The 19,986-nt window shown below is 67.0% G+C and carries 15 protein-coding genes; 9 read left to right on the top strand and 6 right to left on the bottom strand.

From position 1 onward, the window contains the following. Positions 1 to 22 precede the first annotated feature (22 nt). Positions 23 to 280 carry a cold-shock protein gene (locus RMP06_RS20025; RefSeq protein WP_310463555.1) on the bottom strand — a complete coding sequence of 86 codons (258 nt, stop codon included), beginning with the start codon at positions 278 to 280 and terminating at the stop codon, positions 23 to 25. A gap of 209 nt (positions 281 to 489) precedes the next feature. Between RMP06_RS20025 and clpS the strand changes: the two genes are divergently transcribed. Next, entirely contained in the window at positions 490 to 837 is a 348-nt protein-coding gene (gene clpS, locus RMP06_RS20020; protein WP_310463554.1) for an ATP-dependent Clp protease adapter ClpS, read from the top strand. Continuing rightward, positions 834 to 3,146: an ATP-dependent Clp protease ATP-binding subunit ClpA gene (gene clpA / locus RMP06_RS20015; protein WP_310463553.1), complete on the top strand. Its 2,313-nt coding sequence runs from the start codon at positions 834 to 836 to the stop codon at positions 3,144 to 3,146. Before clpS ends, clpA begins: the two co-directional genes overlap by 4 nt. A 45-nt stretch (positions 3,147 to 3,191) precedes the next feature. On the opposite strand, the gene RMP06_RS20010 is transcribed toward clpA, so the two are convergent. From RMP06_RS20010 to RMP06_RS19990, 5 genes are read right to left on the bottom strand one after another with little or no spacing between them, the layout of a single operon-like run. Beyond that, positions 3,192 to 3,989: a M90 family metallopeptidase gene (locus RMP06_RS20010; RefSeq protein WP_310463552.1), complete on the bottom strand. Its 798-nt coding sequence runs from the start codon at positions 3,987 to 3,989 to the stop codon at positions 3,192 to 3,194. Next, on the bottom strand, positions 3,983 to 4,720 hold the full coding sequence (locus tag RMP06_RS20005; RefSeq protein ID WP_310463551.1) for a UDP-2,3-diacylglucosamine diphosphatase: 738 nt from the start codon (positions 4,718 to 4,720) through the stop codon (positions 3,983 to 3,985). The genes RMP06_RS20010 and RMP06_RS20005 overlap by 7 nt, the downstream gene beginning before the upstream one ends. A 50-nt stretch (positions 4,721 to 4,770) precedes the next feature. Then, entirely contained in the window at positions 4,771 to 5,277 is a 507-nt protein-coding gene (locus tag RMP06_RS20000) for a peptidylprolyl isomerase (protein ID WP_310463550.1), read from the bottom strand. A gap of 13 nt (positions 5,278 to 5,290) precedes the next feature. Next, positions 5,291 to 5,860 carry a peptidylprolyl isomerase gene (locus tag RMP06_RS19995; protein ID WP_310463549.1) on the bottom strand — a complete coding sequence of 190 codons (570 nt, stop codon included), beginning with the start codon at positions 5,858 to 5,860 and terminating at the stop codon, positions 5,291 to 5,293. After that, on the bottom strand, positions 5,857 to 7,596 hold the full coding sequence (locus RMP06_RS19990; protein WP_310463548.1) for a L,D-transpeptidase family protein: 1,740 nt from the start codon (positions 7,594 to 7,596) through the stop codon (positions 5,857 to 5,859). Before RMP06_RS19990 ends, RMP06_RS19995 begins: the two co-directional genes overlap by 4 nt. A gap of 129 nt (positions 7,597 to 7,725) precedes the next feature. Here RMP06_RS19990 and cysS point away from each other — a divergent pair, with 129 nt between their 5' ends. The 7 genes from cysS (at position 7,726) to RMP06_RS19955 (ending at position 19,985) form a co-directional block, all read left to right on the top strand. Next, positions 7,726 to 9,114 carry a cysteine--tRNA ligase gene (gene cysS / locus RMP06_RS19985; protein WP_310463547.1) on the top strand — a complete coding sequence of 463 codons (1,389 nt, stop codon included), beginning with the start codon at positions 7,726 to 7,728 and terminating at the stop codon, positions 9,112 to 9,114. Between the two features lie 23 nt (positions 9,115 to 9,137). Beyond that, on the top strand, positions 9,138 to 9,809 hold the full coding sequence (locus RMP06_RS19980) for a DNA-3-methyladenine glycosylase family protein (protein WP_310463546.1): 672 nt from the start codon (positions 9,138 to 9,140) through the stop codon (positions 9,807 to 9,809). Positions 9,810 to 9,841: 32 nt separating this feature from the next. Next, positions 9,842 to 10,810: an acetyl-CoA carboxylase carboxyltransferase subunit alpha gene (locus RMP06_RS19975; RefSeq protein WP_310463545.1), complete on the top strand. Its 969-nt coding sequence runs from the start codon at positions 9,842 to 9,844 to the stop codon at positions 10,808 to 10,810. A gap of 19 nt (positions 10,811 to 10,829) precedes the next feature. Continuing rightward, positions 10,830 to 12,173, top strand: coding sequence for a tRNA lysidine(34) synthetase TilS (gene tilS / locus RMP06_RS19970; protein ID WP_310463544.1), 1,344 nt, complete (start codon positions 10,830 to 10,832; stop codon positions 12,171 to 12,173). Positions 12,174 to 12,212: 39 nt separating this feature from the next. Continuing rightward, positions 12,213 to 13,481, top strand: coding sequence for an aspartate kinase (locus RMP06_RS19965; protein WP_310463543.1), 1,269 nt, complete (start codon positions 12,213 to 12,215; stop codon positions 13,479 to 13,481). Positions 13,482 to 13,662: 181 nt separating this feature from the next. Next, on the top strand, positions 13,663 to 16,941 hold the full coding sequence (locus RMP06_RS19960) for a caspase family protein (protein WP_310463542.1): 3,279 nt from the start codon (positions 13,663 to 13,665) through the stop codon (positions 16,939 to 16,941). Continuing rightward, entirely contained in the window at positions 16,938 to 19,985 is a 3,048-nt protein-coding gene (locus RMP06_RS19955) for an nSTAND1 domain-containing NTPase (protein ID WP_310463541.1), read from the top strand. Before RMP06_RS19960 ends, RMP06_RS19955 begins: the two co-directional genes overlap by 4 nt. Position 19,986 lies beyond the last annotated feature (1 nt).

The following is a 19,986-nucleotide window of genomic DNA, read 5'->3' as shown; positions in this document are numbered from 1 at the left end:
CATCGGCGTCCGGGTGCGTGTGTCAGGCGTCGGCGCTATCGGCTTGTGCCAGGGGCGCCGTCCGTGGTGAAGCGGGCTGCAGTGCGCAGATGTTCTGTGCGAGCTTGCCTTTGGGGCCGTCGACCAGTTCGTAGCTCACCTGCGAGCCTTGCTTGAGGGTGCGGAATCCCTCCATCTGAATCGCCGAGAAATGTGCAAACACATCTTCGCCACCACCTTCGGGTTCGATGAAGCCAAAACCCTTCACATCATTGAACCATTTGACCATGCCAATAGCCATCGTTTTGTTCTCCAGTTTCCCAACGAAAATCCCAATAATTTTGTCAAGATTTTGGGGATCGTTAGAAAAACTGTCAAGAATCTGGAGAGCTTGTCGCGGCCATTGTCGTGACGCTGTTGGGGGAGCGCGCTGCGACGTGGAACCCTTTCGATCCGCACCGTCTTGCCCCGGGCGACGCGGGGAATCCGAGCGACCGATAGAATGCATCCATGGCCAGTAATACGCCGGAAACACCAAAATCTCCCACCCCGCCTGCCGATGGACAGGGCGCCGTTGTCGAAGAACGCCAGCAACAGCGGGTTGAACCACCACGTGCCTATCAAGTCGTGATGCTCAACGACGATTACACACCGATGGAGTTCGTGGTCATGGTGCTGCAGGAGCACTTCCATCACGGCATCGACGCCGCCACATTGATCATGTTGAAGATCCATCATGAGGGTAGGGCGGTCTGCGGGGTGTATACCCGTGATGTCGCAGCGACAAAGGTCGAATTGGTTCTGGCAGCTGCACGGCAGGCGGCACACCCGCTGCAGTGCATTATGGAGGTCGCATGATTGCGCAAGAGTTGGAAGTCAGTCTGCACATGGCGTTTGTCGAGGCGCGCCAGCAGCGCCACGAGTTCATCACGGTCGAGCACCTGCTGCTGGCCCTGTTGGACAACCCTTCGGCATCCGAAGTCCTGCGTGCCTGCGCAGCCAATCTGGACGATCTACGCAAGAGCCTCACGCAGTTCATCAAGGAAAACACGCCCACGGTCGGCGGCGCGGACGAGGTGGACACCCAGCCCACGCTCGGCTTCCAGCGCGTGATCCAGCGGGCGATCATGCATGTGCAGTCCACCGGCAACGGCAAGAAGGAAGTCACCGGCGCCAACGTGCTGGTGGCGATCTTCGGCGAGAAGGATTCGCACGCCGTCTACTACCTGCACCAGCAGGGCGTGACCCGGCTGGACGTGGTGAATTTCATCGCCCACGGCATCCGCAAGTCCGATCCGCCCGAGCCGACCAAGGCACCGGGCGAATCCGGTCCGTCCTCGTCGGATGGCGAAAAGGACGAGGGTGACGCTGGCAAGGGCTCGCCCCTGGAGCAGTACACCCAGAACCTGAACCAGGCCGCCCGCGACGGTCGCATCGATCCGCTGATCGGCCGCGAGCACGAGGTCGAGCGGGTCATCCAGATCCTGTGCCGCCGCCGCAAGAACAACCCGCTGCTGGTCGGCGAGGCCGGTGTGGGCAAGACGGCGATTGCCGAGGGTCTGGCCTGGCGCATCACCCAGAACGAAGTGCCGGACGTGCTGGCCGATTCGACGGTCTACTCGCTCGACATGGGCGCGCTGCTGGCCGGCACCAAGTACCGCGGCGATTTCGAGCAGCGTCTCAAGGGCGTGCTGAAGCAGCTCAAGGAGCACCCGCACGCGGTGCTCTTCATCGACGAGATCCACACGCTGATCGGCGCCGGTGCGGCCTCGGGTGGCACGCTCGACGCCAGCAACCTGCTCAAGCCGGCGCTGAGTTCCGGCCAGATCAAGTGCATCGGCGCGACCACGTTCACCGAATACCGCGGCATCTTCGAGAAGGACGCCGCGCTGTCCCGCCGCTTCCAGAAGGTGGACGTGGCCGAGCCGACGGTCGAGCAGACGGTGGAGATCCTGAAGGGGCTGAAGTCGCGCTTCGAGGAGCACCACGGCGTCAAGTACGACGTGGGCGCGCTGCAGGCTGCGGCTGAACTCTCGGCCAAGTACATCAACGATCGCCACTTGCCCGACAAGGCCATCGACGTGATCGATGAGGTCGGCGCAGCGCAGCGCATCCTGCCCAAGAACAAGCAGAAGAAGCGCATCACCCGCAGCGAGGTCGAGGACATCGTTGCCAAGATCGCGCGCATTCCGCCCGCCAGCGTCACCAGCGACGACCGCAGCAAGCTGCGCACGCTCGACCGCGACCTGAAGAGCGTCGTGTTCGGCCAGGACGCCGCGATCGACGCGCTGGCTGGCGCGATCAAGATGGCGCGCTCGGGTCTGGGCAAGCCGGACAAGCCGATCGGTGCTTTCCTGTTCAGCGGCCCGACCGGCGTGGGCAAGACCGAAGTGGCCAAGCAGATGGCTTACATCCTCGGCATCGACCTGCTGCGCTTCGACATGTCCGAGTACATGGAGCGCCACGCGGTCAGCCGCCTGATCGGCGCGCCGCCGGGCTATGTTGGTTTCGACCAGGGTGGCCTGCTGACCGAGGCCGTCACGAAGAAGCCGCACTGCGTGCTGCTGCTCGACGAGATCGAGAAGGCACACCCGGATGTCTTCAACGTGCTGCTGCAGGTCATGGACCACGGCACGCTGACCGACAACAACGGGCGCAAGGCCGATTTCCGCAACGTCATCATCATCATGACGACCAATGCGGGCGCCGAGAACCTGCAGAAGTCCACCATCGGCTTCACGAACTCGCGCGAGGTCGGCGACGAGATGGGCGACCTCAAGCGCATGTTCACGCCCGAGTTCCGCAACCGGCTGGACGCGATCGTCAGCTTCCGCTCGCTCGACGAGGACATCATCCTGCGCGTGGTGGACAAGTTCCTGCTGCAGCTCGAAGGCCAGCTCAGCGAGAAGAAGGTCGAAGTCACGTTCACCGATGCGCTGCGCAAGCACCTGGGCAAGAAGGGCTTCGATCCGCTGATGGGCGCCCGCCCGATGCAGCGCCTGATCCAGGACACGATCCGCCGCGCACTGGCCGACGAACTGCTGTTCGGCAGCCTGACGGAGGGTGGTCGCCTGACGGTGGACGTGAACGAGGCGGGTGAAGTGCAGCTCGACATCGAGCCGCGCGACAAGAGCGACAAGCCGAAGGCGGAGCCGGCGACGGCTTGATGCCGGATCGGATGTTGTCTCCCGAAGGGCCGCAAGGCCCTTTTTTCATGCCCGAAAGCGCACCGGATCCTGGCCGAAGTACGCGCTCAGCAGCGTGTAGACCTCGGGAAACTCGGCCTGCAAGCCCTCGGGCGCCACGAAGAAGGCTTCGGCCGTGACAGGGAAGAACTCCTCCGGCCCCTGCGCGGCGTAGGGGTCGAGCCAGGTGGGCTGCTCGGCTTCGATCTCGGTGGTGTGCTGCGCCAGGGCGCGGGCCATCACGTCGAGCCAGCGTGCACGCATCGCCCGGTCAGGCAGGGACGGCACGCCATCGACCCCCCCGTTGCGCATGTCGAGCACATGCACGAACTCGTGGATCACGACGTTGTAGCCGTCCTCGGACCGGTCGCGTTCGCCTGCCATCTGCACGTCGTGCCACGACAGCATCACTGGCCCGCCCTCCATCGCCTCGCCCGCCAGCACTTCGCTGCCGCTGTGGACCACGCCGGCTTCGTCGCTCCACTGGCGTTGCACGACGACCTCCTGCGGGTGCAGCACGATGCCGATGAAACCGCCGTACAGGTCCAGTCCGCCGGCCAAGTGCAGCACGGGCACGCAGGCTTGTGCCGCCACGGCCACCGCCATGGCATCCGTGAGGCCCAGCCCCTCCGCAGTGCTGAACTCCTTCTGTGTCAGGAACAGCGTCGCCAGTTCGCGCAGCCGCAGCAGGTCTGGCAGGGGGCGCCGGGTCAGGAAGGGATACGCCCGCAGCGTGTCGAGCCACAGGTCATCCGGAATGGCACGCTGTGTCAGCACACGCTGCGTGCGCCGCTGTTGCCATGCGTCCAGCCAGCGCCTCAGCATGCCTGCGACAAGGGCACACGCTGCACACCGCCCGCAGTCAGGCGAAGCACCTCGGCGCGGGGAGCGGCCGACCCGTGGTCCAGATCCCAGTCGGTGAGCACATGGCGCAGCAGCCCGTCGCCCAGCGCTTCGTCGCCTGGGCGGTGGGTGTGGCCGTGGATCAGTGTCGTGGCGCCATGCTGGTGCAGAAGATCGCGCATGGCGTCCCGGTCCAGATCGGGGTAGGCCGCCATGCCTAGCGTGCGCTTGCGGTGTTCGCTGCTGTCGCGCAGTCCGCGCGCGAAGTCACGGCGGCGTTCCAGCGGCTGGGCCAGGAATTGTTGTTGCCACGCCGGGTCGCGGGCTTGCTGGCGAAACCGCTGGTAGTCCACGTCGGCGAGACACTGCGCGTCGCCATGGACCAGCACCGTACGGCGCCCGAAGGCCTCCAGCAGACAGACCTCGTCGAGCACCTGCCAACCAGCCAGTGCTGCAGCGCGCTGGCCAAGCAGGAAATCGCGGTTGCCGACCAGCATCGCCACCGTGCGGTGGATGGCGCAGTCCGCGAACTGGCGCAGCACGCCGGCCTCGACGCTGTCCGCATCGTCCAGCACGTCGTCACCGACCCAGACTTCGAACAGATCGCCGAGCACGATGACCGCGTCGGCATGGGTGTGCTGCAGGTAGTCGGCCAGCGCCGCGGCGGTGCGCGGCGTGGCCGGGCTGAGGTGCAGGTCAGAGACGATGTCCACGCAGCGCCAATGTGGTGCTGCGTGGAGAACGCGGACCGGCACCGTCAGGCTCACTCCACGACCACGGCGCGGGTGATGAACACGTCCTCGACCGGCACGTCGTCGTGGAAGCCACGCTTGCCGGTGCGGACCTTCTCGATCTGGTCCACCACGGCGGTGCCATCGACCACGCGGCCGAACACGGCATAGCCCCAGCCCGAACCGTTCTCGGCGGTGAAGTTCAGGAAGTCGTTCTTGGCGACGTTGATGAAGAACTGCGACGTGGCCGAGTGCGGTGCGTTGGTGCGTGCCATCGCCAGCGTGTACTTCTCGTTCTTCACGCCGTTGTTGGCTTCGTTCTTGATCTCGCCTTGCGTGGGCTTCTGCTTCAGGCCGGCTTCCATGCCGCCGCCCTGGACCATGAAGCCCTTGATGACGCGGTGGAAGACGGTGCCGTCGTAGTGGCCGCTGTTGACGTAGCTGAGGAAGTTGGCGGCCGACAGGGGGGCCTTCGCGTCATCGAGTTCGATGCGGATGGTGCCGAGGGTGGTGTGCAGATCGACTTGGGGGGCTGCCATGGCGTGGTTCCTGTTACTTTTCCAGAGAGGCTTTTTTGATGAGAATCGGCTCGACGGGGACGTTCTGGTGCCGTCCGGCGTTGCCCGTGGGCACGGCGCGGATCTTGTCCACGATGTCCATGCCTTCGACCACGCGCCCGAACACCGCGTATCCGTTGCCGTCCTGCGAGTTGGGCTGGTCGAGGAAGGGATTGTCCTTCACGTTGATGAAGAACTGCGACGTGGCGGAGTCCGGCACCATCGTGCGGGCCATCGCCAGCGTGCCGCGGGTGTTGCTCAGGCCGTTGCGGCTCTCCAGCGGGATCGGGGCGCGGACCGGCTTTTCCTTCATCGCCGGGTCCATGCCACCACCCTGGACCATGAAATTGCTGATCACGCGGTGGAACACGGTGCCGTCGTAGTGACCCGCCTTCACGTACTCGATGAAGTTGGCCACCGACTTGGGGGCCTTGGCGGCCTCCAGGTCCACGACGATGTCGCCCATCGACGTGGCCAGACGCACCTTCTCGGCGCTGGCGCCACCGCTGAGGGCCAGACCGAGGGCCAGGGCCGCCGCAGCGCGCACGAGCTGAGATGAACTCATTCCAACACTCCTTCAGAAAAGATCTTCCATTGTCCACGCTCGCGGGCCCAGTACTGCCGGCGCAGGGTTCCGGAGGCACTGCCGCGCAGCACTTCGCGGAAGGTGATGAACAGCGCGTCGCTGCCGTCCGCGTTGTCCAGGATGGTGAGGTCTAGCAGCTCGCGCTCCCGGCCGGTGCCGCTTGCGGTGTCTTTCGCGAGCTGGCGCTGCCACTCGGCCCAGCCCTGCAGCCCGTTGTCGAAGGACCGCGCGTACAGCCCGAGCAACCGGGACGGGTCGGCCTGCATGCGCGCCTGGCGCCACGATTCGGCCAGCGCCACCGCGGAAGACCGAGTGTCCGCCAGCGACTTCGGGGGTACCCACTCCAACCGCTCCGCGATGATCACGGGTGTGCGGCGCGGCACGAGGTCGCGCAGCAGCCGTTCCATGTCGGCGTTGGACAGGACGATGCAGCCGTTGCTGGAGAAGGGCGCGTCGGCGTGCCGGTCGGCACGGGTGCCGTGCAGCCAGATATTGGCGCCGGTGCGGCGCAGGCGCCGGTCGTGTTCATTGGGATAGCTCAGCGGCAGGGCACCCGCGCCGTAGAAATCGCCCACCTGCCGGCTGTCGAGCCGGCCGGTGATGTCGTAAACACCCAGCGGCGTGCGCAGATCGCCTTCGTCCTGCTTGCCAACGCCGAGTCGGCCAATGGCGGCGTAGAGGCTGGCGGTCGGCACGAGCTGCCCGGCCCGGTGCTCCAGCACGAACAGCCGCGAGCGCAGCCCGTCCACCACGACCACCTGCCGCACCGAGGCGGGCAGCAGCAGCATCTGGCGCGGCACGGTGCCCGGCGGGGGCGGTTGCTGCCAGGCGGACAGGCGCTGGCGGGCTTCAAGCTGCAGTGGGGCGATCTGTCGCTCCTGCGCCCCAGGTACCTGCGCCGAGCCGCGCCCGAAGCCACGCAGCACGCCGCTGTGGGCGAGCAGCAGGTCGCCGTAGACGAGCTGTGCCAATGTGAAGCGCGGTTGGTCGGTCACCAGCGACTCGGCCGCTTCCAGCGCGCGCGCCCAGTGGCCCTGTCCGATCAGGCGGTAGATCTGGATCAGGCGCTCCTCGGGTACGGCGCGCTCGTGCTCGGGCACCACGACCGTGATGGGTGGCGAGACGGTGGAGGCGGACGGCTCGGCCGGGGTGATGGGCAACGGGCGCCGATTCACGGCCCAGGCCGTCGCCCCCAGGGCCAGCAGTACCAACGAGGCCAGCAGCGGCCGCAGCCAGGCGGACCAGTCGGGTTTCATGGCGATCGCCGCGATCGCCGCGGGCGGTGCGGCCGCCAGGACCGCGTCGACTTCGAGCGGTGCGGACGGGGGGGCCGGCGGTTGCGGGGTGGACGGGGCGGGACTCCACTGCAGGCCAGCGTCGGCGGGTGGCAGCACTTCGCCGGTGCGCAGCGCGGCAGCGTAGGCGTGGCGGGCCATGTTGAGTTGCAGTTGCAGCAGGTTGTCGTGGGCCAGCGCGTGGATGGCGCTGGTGCGCAAGGCCTGGTCGAAGCGCTGTCGTGCCTCGGCCAGTCGCCCCAGCCGGGCCAGCGCCACGCCCAGGTCGATCAGCGCCTTCGGGTCGTTCGGCTGGCGCTGCACACGCTCTTCGAACAGCGTCAGCCCTGCAGGCTCGGTTGCGCCGGCCGTGTGCAGCAGCCCGGCTGTCAAGGTCGCCGCCAGCAGCCGGCCGATGCGGTGCGCCTGGAGTTTGGTCATGGGCGAATTGTGCATTTTTTGAACGAATGCCAGTCCTCGGGACTCGGTAAAACCGGCGGCGACGGCACGGGAAGCCGGGGCTATACTGCCCCGCCGTACCTGAGCTTTCGCGCCCCAGCGACCCGATCGATGACCCTGCGTATCCACAACAGCCTCACGCGCTCGCTCGAAGACTTCCAGTCCCTCGACCCAGGTCATGTGCGCATGTACGTGTGCGGCATGACCATCTACGACCTCTGCCACATCGGCCACGCGCGCATGATGATGGCCTTCGATGTCGTGCAACGCTGGCTGCGTGCCAGTGGCTGGCAGGTCACCTATGTGCGCAACATCACGGACATCGACGACAAGATCATTCGCCGGGCGGTCGAGCGCGGCATCACCATCCGCCAGCTCACCGACGAGATGACCGAGGCCATGCACACCGACATCGGCGCACTCGGCATCGAACGCCCGACCCACGAGCCGCGCGCCACCGAGTACGTGCCGCAGATGCTGTCGATGATCCGCAGGCTGCAGGACAAGGGGCTGGCCTACCAGTCGGGCAATGGTGACGTGAACTATGCCGTGCGCCGCTTCCCCGGCTACGGCAAGCTCTCGGGCAAGTCGCTCGACGACCTGCGCGCCGGCGAGCGCGTGGCGGTGGCCGACGGCAAGGATGATCCGCTCGACTTCGTGCTGTGGAAATCCGCCAAGCCGGAAGAGCCGGCGGACGCCAAATACGACTCGGCCTATGGCGCCGGCCGGCCGGGCTGGCACATCGAGTGCTCGGCCATGGGTTGCGCGCTGCTCGGCGAGACCTTCGACATCCACGGCGGCGGGCTGGACCTGCAGTTCCCGCACCACGAAAACGAGATCGCCCAGAGCGAAGGGGCCAACGGCAAGCCCTTCGCGAAGACCTGGATGCACAACGGCTTCCTGAACGTGGACAACGAGAAGATGTCCAAGTCGCTGGGCAACTTCTTCACCATCCGCGACGTGCTGAAGTCCTACGACGGCGAGACGCTGCGCTTCTTCATGCTGCGGGTGCATTACCGCAGCCCGTTCAATTTCAGCGACGCCGGCCTCGATGACGCCCGCAGTGCGCTGCGCCGGCTCTACACCGCGCTCGACGCCGTGGCGCCCGACACTGCGCCGGCCGACATCGACTGGTCCCATCCCGCCGCCGCCCGTTTCAAGGCCGCGATGGACGACGACTTCAATACGCCAATCGCTGTATCGGTGCTGTTCGACCTGGCGGGCGAGGTCAATCGCAGCCGCTCGGCCGAGACCGCTGCGCTGTTGTGGCGTCTGGGCGGTGTGCTGGGGGTGCTGCAGCAGGTGCCACGGCAGTTCCTGCAATCGGGTGTCGGAACTCCGGCCGTCGATGAAGCCCACATTCAGGCGCAGATTGCCGCGCGTGCCGCTGCCAAGGCCGCCCGCAACTTCGCCGAGGCCGATCGCCTCCGCGCCGAGCTGGCCGCACAGGGCATCGTCCTGAAGGACAGCGCCCAGGGCACGACGTGGGTTCAAGCCTGACGCCCGCCGCCGAGTCTCCCGCCATGCGCCAAACCCCTGTGGACGAGGGCGGCGAGCCGCTGCTGGTCACGCCATCCTACTGGGATGAGGCTTGCGGTCACCTGTCGCGCCGCGACCGCGTGATGAGCAAGCTCGTCGAGCGCTTCGGCGCTGTGCGCTTGCAAAGCCGTGGCGATGCCTTCACCACACTCGCCCGTTCGATCGTTGGCCAGCAGATTTCGGTCAAGGCGGCGCAGTCGGTGTGGACGCGCTTCGTCGGGCTCGGGGTGGGGTCGCGTTACCTGGTCACGCCGGCGGCGGTGCTGGCGCTGCCGGAGCCGGTGCTGCGCAGTGCCGGGCTGTCGGCGCGCAAGGTCGAGTACCTGTGCGACCTCGCCCGCCATTTCGCCGAGGGTGGCCTGCAGCAGTTCCAGTGGGACGCCATGGCCGACGAGGCCATCATCGACGAGCTGGTGGCGATCCGCGGTGTCGGCCGCTGGACTGCCGAGATGTTCCTGATCTTCTACCTGATGCGGCCGAATGTGCTGCCGCTGGACGATGTCGGCCTCCTCAAAGGCATCAGCCTGAACTATTTCAGCGGTGAGCCAGTCTCACGTGCCGAAGCGCGCGAAGTCGCTGACGCCTGGGCGCCGTACCGGTCGGTGGCCACTTGGTATGTCTGGAGAAGTCTCGACCCATTGCCCGTCACGTACTAAACTTAAGTACTGACCCAGAAGGATCAATGCATATGAGCAAGAAACATTTCCTCGAATTCGAGCACCCGATCGCCGAACTCGAAACCAAGATCGAGGAACTGCGCTACGTGCAAAACGAGTCGGCCGTCGACATCTCCGAAGAGATCGACCGCCTGTCCAAGAAGAGCCTGCAGCTCGCCAAGGACATCTACTCCAGCCTGTCGCCGTGGCAGGTCACGCAGATCGCCCGTCACGCCCAGCGCCCCTACACGCTGGACTACGTCAACGAGATCTTCACCGACTTCCAGGAACTGCACGGCGACCGCTCGTTCGCGGACGACCAGTCGATCGTCGGCGGTCTGGCCCGCTTCAATGGCCGCGCCTGCATGGTGCTGGGCCACCAGAAGGGCCGCGACACCAAGGAGCGTGCTGCACGCAACTTCGGCATGGCCCGTCCCGAGGGCTACCGCAAGGCGCTGCGGCTGATGAAGGTCGCCGAGAAGTTCGGGCTGCCGGTGTTCACCTTCGTGGACACACCCGGCGCCTACCCTGGCATTGGCGCCGAAGAGCGTGGCCAGTCCGAAGCCATCGGCCGCAACATCTTCGAGATGGCGCAACTGGAGGTGCCGATCATCACCACCATCATCGGTGAAGGCGGCTCCGGTGGCGCGCTGGCCATCAGCGTGGCCGATCAGGTGCTGATGCTTCAGTTTTCGGTGTATTCAGTCATCTCGCCGGAGGGCTGTGCGTCCATCCTGTGGAAGACGGCCGAGCGTGCCAGTGATGCTGCCGACGCGCTGGGCATCACGGCCCACCGCCTCAAGGCGCTGGGCCTGATCGACAAGATCGTCAGCGAGCCGGTTGGTGGTGCGCACCGCGACCACAAGCAAATGGCCGCCTACCTCAAGCGGGCGCTCAACGACGCGCTGCGCCAGGTCGTCGATCTGCCGACCAAGGAACTGCTGGACCACCGCTACAACCGACTGCGCAGCTACGGCCGCTACACCGACACCAAGGCTTGAGCCCTGGCCTGATCTGCCCGTGACGCCCCGCCCGCTGGCTGTGGCCTGCAGCGGTGGGCGCGATTCGATTGCCCTGCTGCACGCGGCGTGGCGTGCAGCCCGGGCACTGGCCGACGCCACCGGCCGGCCGCACCCGATCCACGCCTTCCATGTCCACCACGGGCTGAGCCGCCACGCCGACGACTGGTTGACGCACTGCGCTGATCAATGCGCGCGCTGGAGGGAGCAGGGCGCCGATCTGCAGTTCCATGCCTGCCACCTGCATCTGGTGCCGCAGCCCGGAGAGAGCATTGAGGCGCTGGCCCGGGACTGCCGCTATGCCGCCCTGGCCGACATGGCCCGTGACACCGACTGTGACACCGTGCTGCTCGCCCACCACCGGGAGGACCAGGCGGAAACGTTTCTGCTGCAGGCGCTGCGCGGTGCCGGGGCGGCCGGGTTGGCGTCGATGCCGGCCGCCATCGAACGGGATGGCATCTGCTGGCGGCGCCCCTGGTTGCAGCACCCGCGTGCCGCCATTGAAGCGTATGTCGCGCAGCATGGCCTGCAATACGTCGAAGACGACAGCAACGCCGACCCCCGTTATGCCCGCAACCGCCTGCGCCTGCAGATCTGGCCCGCGTTGACGGCGGCCTTCCCGCAGGCGCCGCAGGTACTGGGCGACGCCGCCCGCCATGCCCAGGATGCGGTCGAGTGCCTGCAGGCGCTGGCCGAGATGGATTTGCGTGCGGTCGCGGTGGCGGATGGTCTGAACGTCGAAGCGGCCGTGGCGCTTGGCGGTGCGCGGCTGCGCAACCTGCTGCGGCTCTGGCTGCACCGCACCACGGGAGAGCCGCCGCGGGCGAGCTGGCTCGATCGGCTGTCGCACGAACTCCCCGGGCGCTCCGAGGCCCGCTGGCGGATGCCCGGACCGGGCGAGCTGCGCTTGTGGCGGGGGATGCTCCGCTGGGTGCCGGTGGTGCCGGAGATCCTGCCTGCGCAGCCCCTGGCGTTGCCGGATCTGCGCGCCCGACAGACTTGGGCACTGCCGACCTACGGCGGTGTGCTGGACATCGAGCCGGTCACCCAAGGCGGCGTGTCGCTCGATCTGCTGCGCAGGCTGACCGCGCGGCCTCGCTCCGGTGGCGAACAGTTCCAGCGTGCGCCGGGCACACCGCCCCGTGCGCTCAAGAAGCAGTACCAGCTCGCCGGGGTACCCGCGCTGGAGCGTGGCGGGCCGCTGCTGTTCTCGGGCGACCAACTCGTGTTCGTCCCGGGACTGGGGCTGGATGCGCGGGTTGTGGCACCCGCCGGACAGCCGCAGAGGGCGTTGCGCTGGCGTGCGCACCACACTGAGGGTGCCACCGGACAGGGAACCGGCTAAAATCGTGAGCTTTTCGACTCCCCAGCGAGCCACAACCCCATGGCTTTGATCGTTCACAAGTACGGCGGCACGTCGATGGGCTCGCCCGAGCGCATCCGCAACGTCGCCAAGCGCGTGGCCAAGTGGGCCCGCGCCGGCCACCAGATGGTGGTCGTGCCCTCCGCCATGAGCGGCGAGACCAACCGCCTGCTCGGCCTGGCCCGCGAAGTGTCACCGGCCGTCCAGACAGCGGCCGTCACCCGCGAACTCGACATGATCGCCTGCACTGGCGAGCAGGTTTCGGTCGGTCTGCTGTCCCTGGCCCTGCAGGCCGAGGGCATGGACGCCGTCAGCTACTCCGGCTGGCAGGTGCCCATCCGCACCGACTCGGCCTACACCAAGGCGCGCATCCAGAGCATCGACGACGCCCGCGTGCGCGCCGATCTGGACGCCGGCCGCGTGGTCGTGATCACCGGCTTCCAGGGCGTGGACGAGGACATGAACATCACCACGCTCGGCCGTGGCGGTTCGGACACCTCGGCGGTGGCGGTGGCGGCGGCGATGAAGGCCGCCGAGTGCCTGATCTACACCGATGTGGACGGCGTCTACACCACCGACCCGCGTGTCGTGCCGGAAGCCCGGCGCCTGGCCACCGTCTCCTTCGAGGAGATGCTGGAGATGGCCTCGCTGGGCTCCAAGATCCTGCAGATCCGCTCGGTCGAGTTTGCCGGCAAGTACCGCGTGCCGCTGCGTGTGCTGTCGAGCTTCACCCCGTGGGACATCGCCATCGAGGAAGAAGCCAAGTCGGGCACCCTGATCACTTTCGAGGAAGACGAGAAGATGGAACAAGCCGTTGTGTCGGGCATCGCGTTCAACCGCGACGAAGCCAAGCTGACCGTGTTGGGCGTGCCGGACAAGCCCGGCATCGCCTATGGCATCCTGGGCAAGGTCGCCGAGGCCAACATCGACGTGGACGTCATCATCCAGAACGTCTCGCACGACGGCAAGACCGACTTCTCGTTCACCGTCCACCGCAGCGACTACCAGCGCGCCTTCGACCTGCTGAAGTCCGAAGTGGTACCGGCGCTGGGTGCGGCCGCCGTGGTCGGCGACACCAAGATCTGCAAGGTCTCGATCGTCGGCATCGGCATGCGCTCGCACGCCGGCGTGGCCAGCACGATGTTCCGCGCCCTCAGCGACGAGAGCATCAACATCCAGATGATCACCACCAGCGAGATCAAGACCTCGGTCGTGATCGACGAGAAGTACATGGAGCTGGCGGTGCGTGCACTGCACAAGGCCTTCGGTCTGGACAGCGAAAACGCCTGACCCGACCCGGCCTGACCCGACCCATCGGCCCGCCGGGCCGTCCACGACCACGGAGCGCATCCCCCTGCGCTCCGTTTTTGTTTTTCCGGCTGCATTCCTTCATCAGGGTTGTGGAACTTCCTCGTTCCGAGGCACCGATCCAGGCCTAACCTGTGTGCTTCGTGCGACAGGAGGTGTCACCGTGTCCCGTCAGGTCTATGCACTGTTGGTTGGCATCAATGCCTATCCGCCCGAAGTCGGCGCCCTGTCCGGATGTGTGAACGATGTGGACCACTTCCACGACTATCTGGTCCGGAATTTCGACAAATCCTGCCTCGGCATCCAGGTCCTGAAGGACGCCGAGGCCACCCGCGACAAGCTCATCCGCGCGTTTCGCGACCATCTGGGCCAGGCCGGCCCGGACGATGTGGCGGTCTTCCACTTCTGCGGCCACGGTGCGCGCTGGGCATCGGCCAAGGCATTTCTCGACTTCTATCCGGACGGCAAGGACGAGGGACTGGTCTGCGTCGACAGCCGCGGTCCGGGGGGCTATGACCTGGCGGACAAGGAACTCGCGGTCCTGGTCGCGGAAGTCGCCGACCGCGGTGCCCATGTGGCGGTCCTTCTGGACTGCTGCCACTCCGGCTCGGGCACCCGGGGCGTCGATGCCTTCCGGGGTCTGCGGGCGCGGGTAACCCACGAAGTCACCCAGGAGCGTCCGCTGGAGAGCTATCTCGACGGGCACTACGCCCGGCTGTCCGCCTCGGGCACGCCGCTCTGGATTCCCGCCAGCTCGCACATCCTGCTGGCGGCGTGCGAACGCACGCAACTGGCGCAGGAGTCACCCGACAACAGCGGTGTCTTCACCAGCACGCTGATCGAGGTATTGAACAAATCGGGCGGCGACCTGACCTATGCCGATCTGTTCATGCGCTGCCGTGCGGCCGTGCGCAGCCGGGCCGATGACCAGAATCCACAGTTCGAGACGGCCGGCAGCTTCAGCGCGGCGAGCGGGTTCCTGGGCCGGCACGCCTCGCAGACCGCCCGCCGCTACAGCGTCTATGCCGAGCAGGGGCGCTGGAAGATGGACGCCGGCGCGATCCAGGGTGTGCCGACGGACCCGGACCGGCCGGTTGCGCTGCGCCTGTATGCCGAGGACGACCCGACACGGGTCGCGGGCAGTGCCAGCACGGTGCAGGTCGGGCCGCAGAAGAGCGAGATCACGCTCGGTTTCGCGAGCCCGGCGTCGGTGCGGTACCGCGCGGAGATCACCAGCCTGCCGGTGCCGCCGCTGCTGGTGTCGTTCGACGGCCCGGCGATCCAGCGGGACACGCTGCAGCAGGTGCTCGGCGAGGACGGCTCCGTCGGCGTGGCGCTCACGGACGCCGTGAACGCGGGCACCTATGGGCTGCGCGAAGAGTCCGGGCGGCTCCTGCTGCTGCAGCGCGAGACGGATCTGGTGGTCCAGGGCGCCGGACTCGGCAGCGGGCTGGAACCCGCCGCCCGGCTCCTGCTGCCCGTGCTCAAGCAGGTGGCGCAGTGGGAGCGGGGACTTGGCCTGCGCAACCCGGGCACGGCGATGGACGTGTCGCTGGTGGACTTCCACTATGCCGAGCGTCTGGCCGGCGCGGCCGAGCATGTCCATGCCGGCGACGACATCGTGCTGGACCTGGTGAAGTCCGGCCGCGACTGGGCGGAGATCCGCGGCGCGGTCCGTGCGCGTAACCGCACGGCGCAGACCCTGCACCTGGCGCTGGTGTATTTCTCGCGTGAATACGGCATCCACATCCTGTCCAACGACCCGCTGGAGCCGGGCGAGCGCTGGGCGACGCTCTGGGGCGCCGATCCGAAGGACTACTTCTATCTGGACGACGGCCTCGACGAGTCGGTCGAACGCTTCAAGCTGATCGTCAGCACGGAGAAGATCGATGACTTCCTGCTGAGTCAGGACGATCTGGTGCTGGGGCATGTCGAGTCGCCCACCCGCGAGGCCCAGCGAGACGGCACCCGCGGCATCGGCAGCGTTCGATCCCGCCAGAAGCTGGTGCACCAGAATGAATGGTTCACCCGGGATCTGCGGATCCGCATCGTGCGCCAGCTCGACGCGGTGGGTCCGCAGGATCTCGCGATCGCCGGTGGGCAGATCGTCGTGAAGGCGCATCCGAAGGTCCAGGCGCAGGTGAGCCTGGCGTCCGCCAAGACGGTCCAGGCGACCGCACGGGGCACCGGGGACGCCTCGGCGTTCTGCAAGGCCTTCGAGCGCCAGGGCCTGGCACTGCTCAACTTTTCCACCACCCGCGGCGACCCGCAGAACATCCTCGAACTCACGGACATCCAGCAGGCGTCGTCGCTGGCGGAGGAACCGCTGGAGATCGTGGTGAAGGTGCCGCTGCAGGCGGGTGAGGGCCTGCTGGCGCTGGTCTGCGACGGCCAGCACGTGCTGCTCGGCGGCGATGCGTCGCTGGACGACGACGGCCACACCCACGTCACCATCGACCACCTGCCGGACATCGGCGACCGTCGGCGCAGCCTGGGTGGCTCGCTCAAGCTCTACTTCTTCAAGACCTGGCTGCGGCAGGACAACGTCAACCAGTTGCGCCGCGTCGAGTTCGACGCACAGGGCACCTCGCGCTACGAGAAGTCCGGGGTGGCAGAGCGGGTGGCCGCGGCAGAGAACATCCTGCTGCTGGTCCACGGCATCATCGGTGACACCGAAGGCATGTGCGCCGGCGTGCAGGCCTGCGGGCTGGACCGGACCTTCGATCTGGTGCTGGCCTACGACTACGAGAACCTGAGCACGCCGATCGCGGACACCGCGCGGCAGCTCAAGGCCCAACTCGCTGCGGTCGGCTTGCAGGCCGGGGATGGCAAGCGCCTGACGCTGCTGGTGCATTCGATGGGCGGACTGGTGTCGCGCTGGTTCATCGAACGCGAGGGGGGGCACCAGGTCGTGGACCACCTCGTGATGTGCGGGACACCCAACCACGGCTCGCCCTTCGGCAAGTTCGACGGCGCACGCAAGATCCTGAACGTGCTGACCGGGCTGACGCTGAACTATGTGCCGGTGCTGGTGCCGTTCAGCAGCGCGGTGATGCTGCTGCTGAACCGTTCGAAGCGGGTCACGCCCACGCTGGAGCAGATGAACCCGGATTCCGACTTCATCCGCACGCTGAACGCGAGTCCCGACCCCGGCATTCCCTACACCATCCTGGCCGGGGATGTGGACGCCTACCAGGAGCCGTCCGATGCGTTCTTTGCCCGGATGCTGGACAAGGCGGGCAAGGGCCCCTTGTTCGATGCCCTGTTCGCGAACCAGCCCAATGACATCGCCGTCGGCGTCCAGAGCATTCTCGGCGTGGGCGCAGAGCGGGCGCTTGCGCCGGTTCGCCACAACGTCGCCTGCCACCACCTGAACTATTTTGTCTCTGCTGCGGGGCAGAAGGCACTGCGGGCCGTGCGCTGGCAGGGCGGCGCGCCGTGACCACGCCCGATCCGGCGCCGCGTGACCCCCCGGACACGCTGCCGTTTCGCCAGCACCACGCCTTCCTCATCGGCATCGACCACTACCAGCACCTGTCGCCGCTGCGCACCGCGGTGGCCGATGCCCGTCGGCTGGAGGAGGTGCTGAAGACGCAGCAGCATTTCCGGGTGCATCCGCCCTTGCTGGACGCCACCCGCGCCGACATTCTGGCCTTGCTGCAGACCACCTTGCCGCGGGAGGTGGGCCACGATGACCGGGTGCTGTTCTATTTCGCCGGACATGGCATCCCCGCCGATGGCGAGGATGGCCCCGAAGGCTATCTGGTGCCGGTCGATGCCGATGGCGCGGATCTCTCGACCTTCATCCCGATGGCCGATCTGCAGCGGGCCTTGAACCAGCTGCCCTGCCGCCACCTGCTGCTGATCCTGGACTGCTGTTTTTCGGGCGCCTTCCGCTGGTCCACGCTGCACCGCGCCATCGGCACGCTGATGCCGAAGAAGATCTACAAGGAGCGTTTCGACCGCTTCATCCAGGATCCCGCCTGGCAGGTGATCACGTCGGCGGCCTACGACCAGAAGGCGATGGACGTGCTGAACGGCCAGGCGACCGGCGAGCGGGGCACCGCGGGCCTGTCGGGTGACGCGGCGGCGCATTCGCCCTTCGCGCTCGCGCTGTTCGACGGACTCGCCGGCATGGCCGATGCCCGGACCGACCGTGAGGGCGACGGGGTCATCACCGCGACGGAGCTGTATGCCTATGTCCGGGACCGGGTCGAACCCCAGACCCTCGCGTCCGGCCAGGGCCGGCGCCAGACACCCGGATTCTTCCCGCTGCAGCGGCACGACAAGGGTGAATTCATCTTCCTCGACCCGAACAACCGGCTCAACCTGTCGCCCATCCCGCGGCGCAGTCCCTACATGGGGCTGGCGTCGTTCAACGAGGACGACCGGTTGCTCTTCTACGGCCGGGACCGCGTCATTCAGGATCTGCGCGCTCGGTGCGAAGGCAGCCGCCTGCTGGTCGTCAGTGGTGCTTCGGGCACAGGCAAGTCGTCGGTCGTGAAGGCAGGGTTGCTGCCGGTGCTGCGCGCCGCAGGGTTCGAGATCCTGCCGGTGATCCGGCCGGGTGTGCATCCGATGAAGGTGCTCGACGAGGTGTTGAACACGGTCGGTGCTGCGGATGCGCCCACGAAGGCGGTGCTCGTCATCGACCAGTTCGAGGAGCTGATCACCCGTTGCACCGACGAGCGGGAGCGGCTCCTGTTCCTGTCGACGCTGCGCCAGCTGATCGACGGGGACGGGCGCATTCACCCGCTCATCCTGACCGTGCGGGCCGACTTCGAACCGCAGTTCACGACCAGCGTGCTGAAGGCGCACTGGCTGGCGGGGCGCTGTACGGTGCCGCCGTTCAGCCTGGAGGAGCTGCGGGAGGTCATCGAGCTGCCGATGATCCAGGAGGTGCTGATCTTCGATCCGCCGCAACTGGTGGACGACATGCTGGCCGAGGTGGTGCAGTCGCCGGGGGCGATGCCGCTGCTGTCGTATGCGCTCAACGAGCTGTACGAGGCCTACCGCAGCAGTGGCCGTGTGGACCGTGCGTTGCGGCGCGACGACTACCAGCGGCTGGGTGGCGTCATGGGTGCCCTGCGCACCAAGGCGGATGCCTTGCTGGCCGACATGGACCCGGCGCAGCAGGACACCATGCGCAAGATCATGCTGCGCATGGTGTCCGTGGAAGGTGATCTCGCCAGCAAGCGGGTCGCCATGGAGGATCTGGTGTTCTCGGCCGACGAAAACACGCGCGTGCAGCAGGTGGTGGAGCGGCTGATCGACGCGCGGCTGATCGTGCGGGGCGAGAACTACATCGAGCCGGCACACGATGCCCTGGTCCGCGCCTGGAAGACCCTGCACGAATGGATCCACGCCGTCGGCAAGGACCGGCTGATCCTGGGCGCCAAGATGAACGCCGCGGCGCTCGAATTCCGCAAGACCGGGGACACCGATTACCTGTGGAATTCCAACCCGGACCTGGTCCTCCTGGCCCCGGCGCTGAAGCAGCCGACGCACTGGTTCAACGCGATGGAGGCTGCGTTCATCCGCAGCAGCGTGGACCGCAAGAAGGCCCGCGCCCGGGTTGGCTGGTCGGTCGCGGGTGTGGTGGGCGTGTCGCTGCTCGGGCTGACCGGATGGGCCTGGGTCGAAAAAGGGCATGCCGAGACCGAAGCCGTGCGCGCCGAAACCGAAGCTGGGCGGGCCAGGGCCAAGACCGAGGAAGCCGAAGCCGAGAAGGCACGGTCGGTGCGCAGCCTGTTCTCGTCGATGAAGCTCTATCTGCGTGAGGCCAAGCCCGGCAGTGTCTGTGTCCCGCCAGGTTGCAGGCCGGATGACGCCACTGCCGGCGACGGTGCGCCGTGGATGTCGATCAGCCGCATCCCGGCGGTGGTGCCGCGCTACGGCGATGGCGCCGAGGTATCGCGTGATTTTGTGGTGGCGCGCGAGTACGGGCGTGGCCATGTGCTCGCCTACGCCCACGACGGCGTGCTGAACGATGCCGAACTCAAGCCCGAGAGCGACAACCTGCGCTTCGGTGAAAACGCGCTGCGCTGGCTGGTGCCTGCCGGGGTGCCCAGTGGTTGCCCGGACAAGACCACCATTCTGTTCTGGCCCGGTACCTATCTGCCCGCAACGTCGGTCCGGGCGATGCGCGGGGTCATCCAGCGCCACGGCTGGTCTTTCGTCGAGACGGGGTCCGACGTGCTGGGTGCGGATCTGCGCTGTGCCGCCGTGCTCTGGTACGCGAGCGACTGGGAGCCACCGCCAGACTTTGCGGTCCGGCATGTGCCGCTGATCGCGCAGTTCGTGCGCGAGGGCGGCGGCCTGCTGGTCGGTGGACTGGGCTGGTCGCAAGCCCAGTACCAGCCCGGACAGCGCTACGCCGCCAACGACCTCGGGGTGCCGTTCGGTTTCCAGTTCACGCTCGATTATTTCGAGTCGGACGGCCGCAAACCGATTCCGCTGGATCCGGGTGGCTCGCCGAAACGCTGAA

The sequence above is a fragment of the Sphaerotilus sp. genome (assembly GCF_031429695.1).
GTDB lineage: Bacteria > Pseudomonadota > Gammaproteobacteria > Burkholderiales > Burkholderiaceae_C > Sphaerotilus.
Note: the sequence above shows the minus strand (reverse complement) of the source record. Positions and strands in the feature narration are given on the sequence as shown.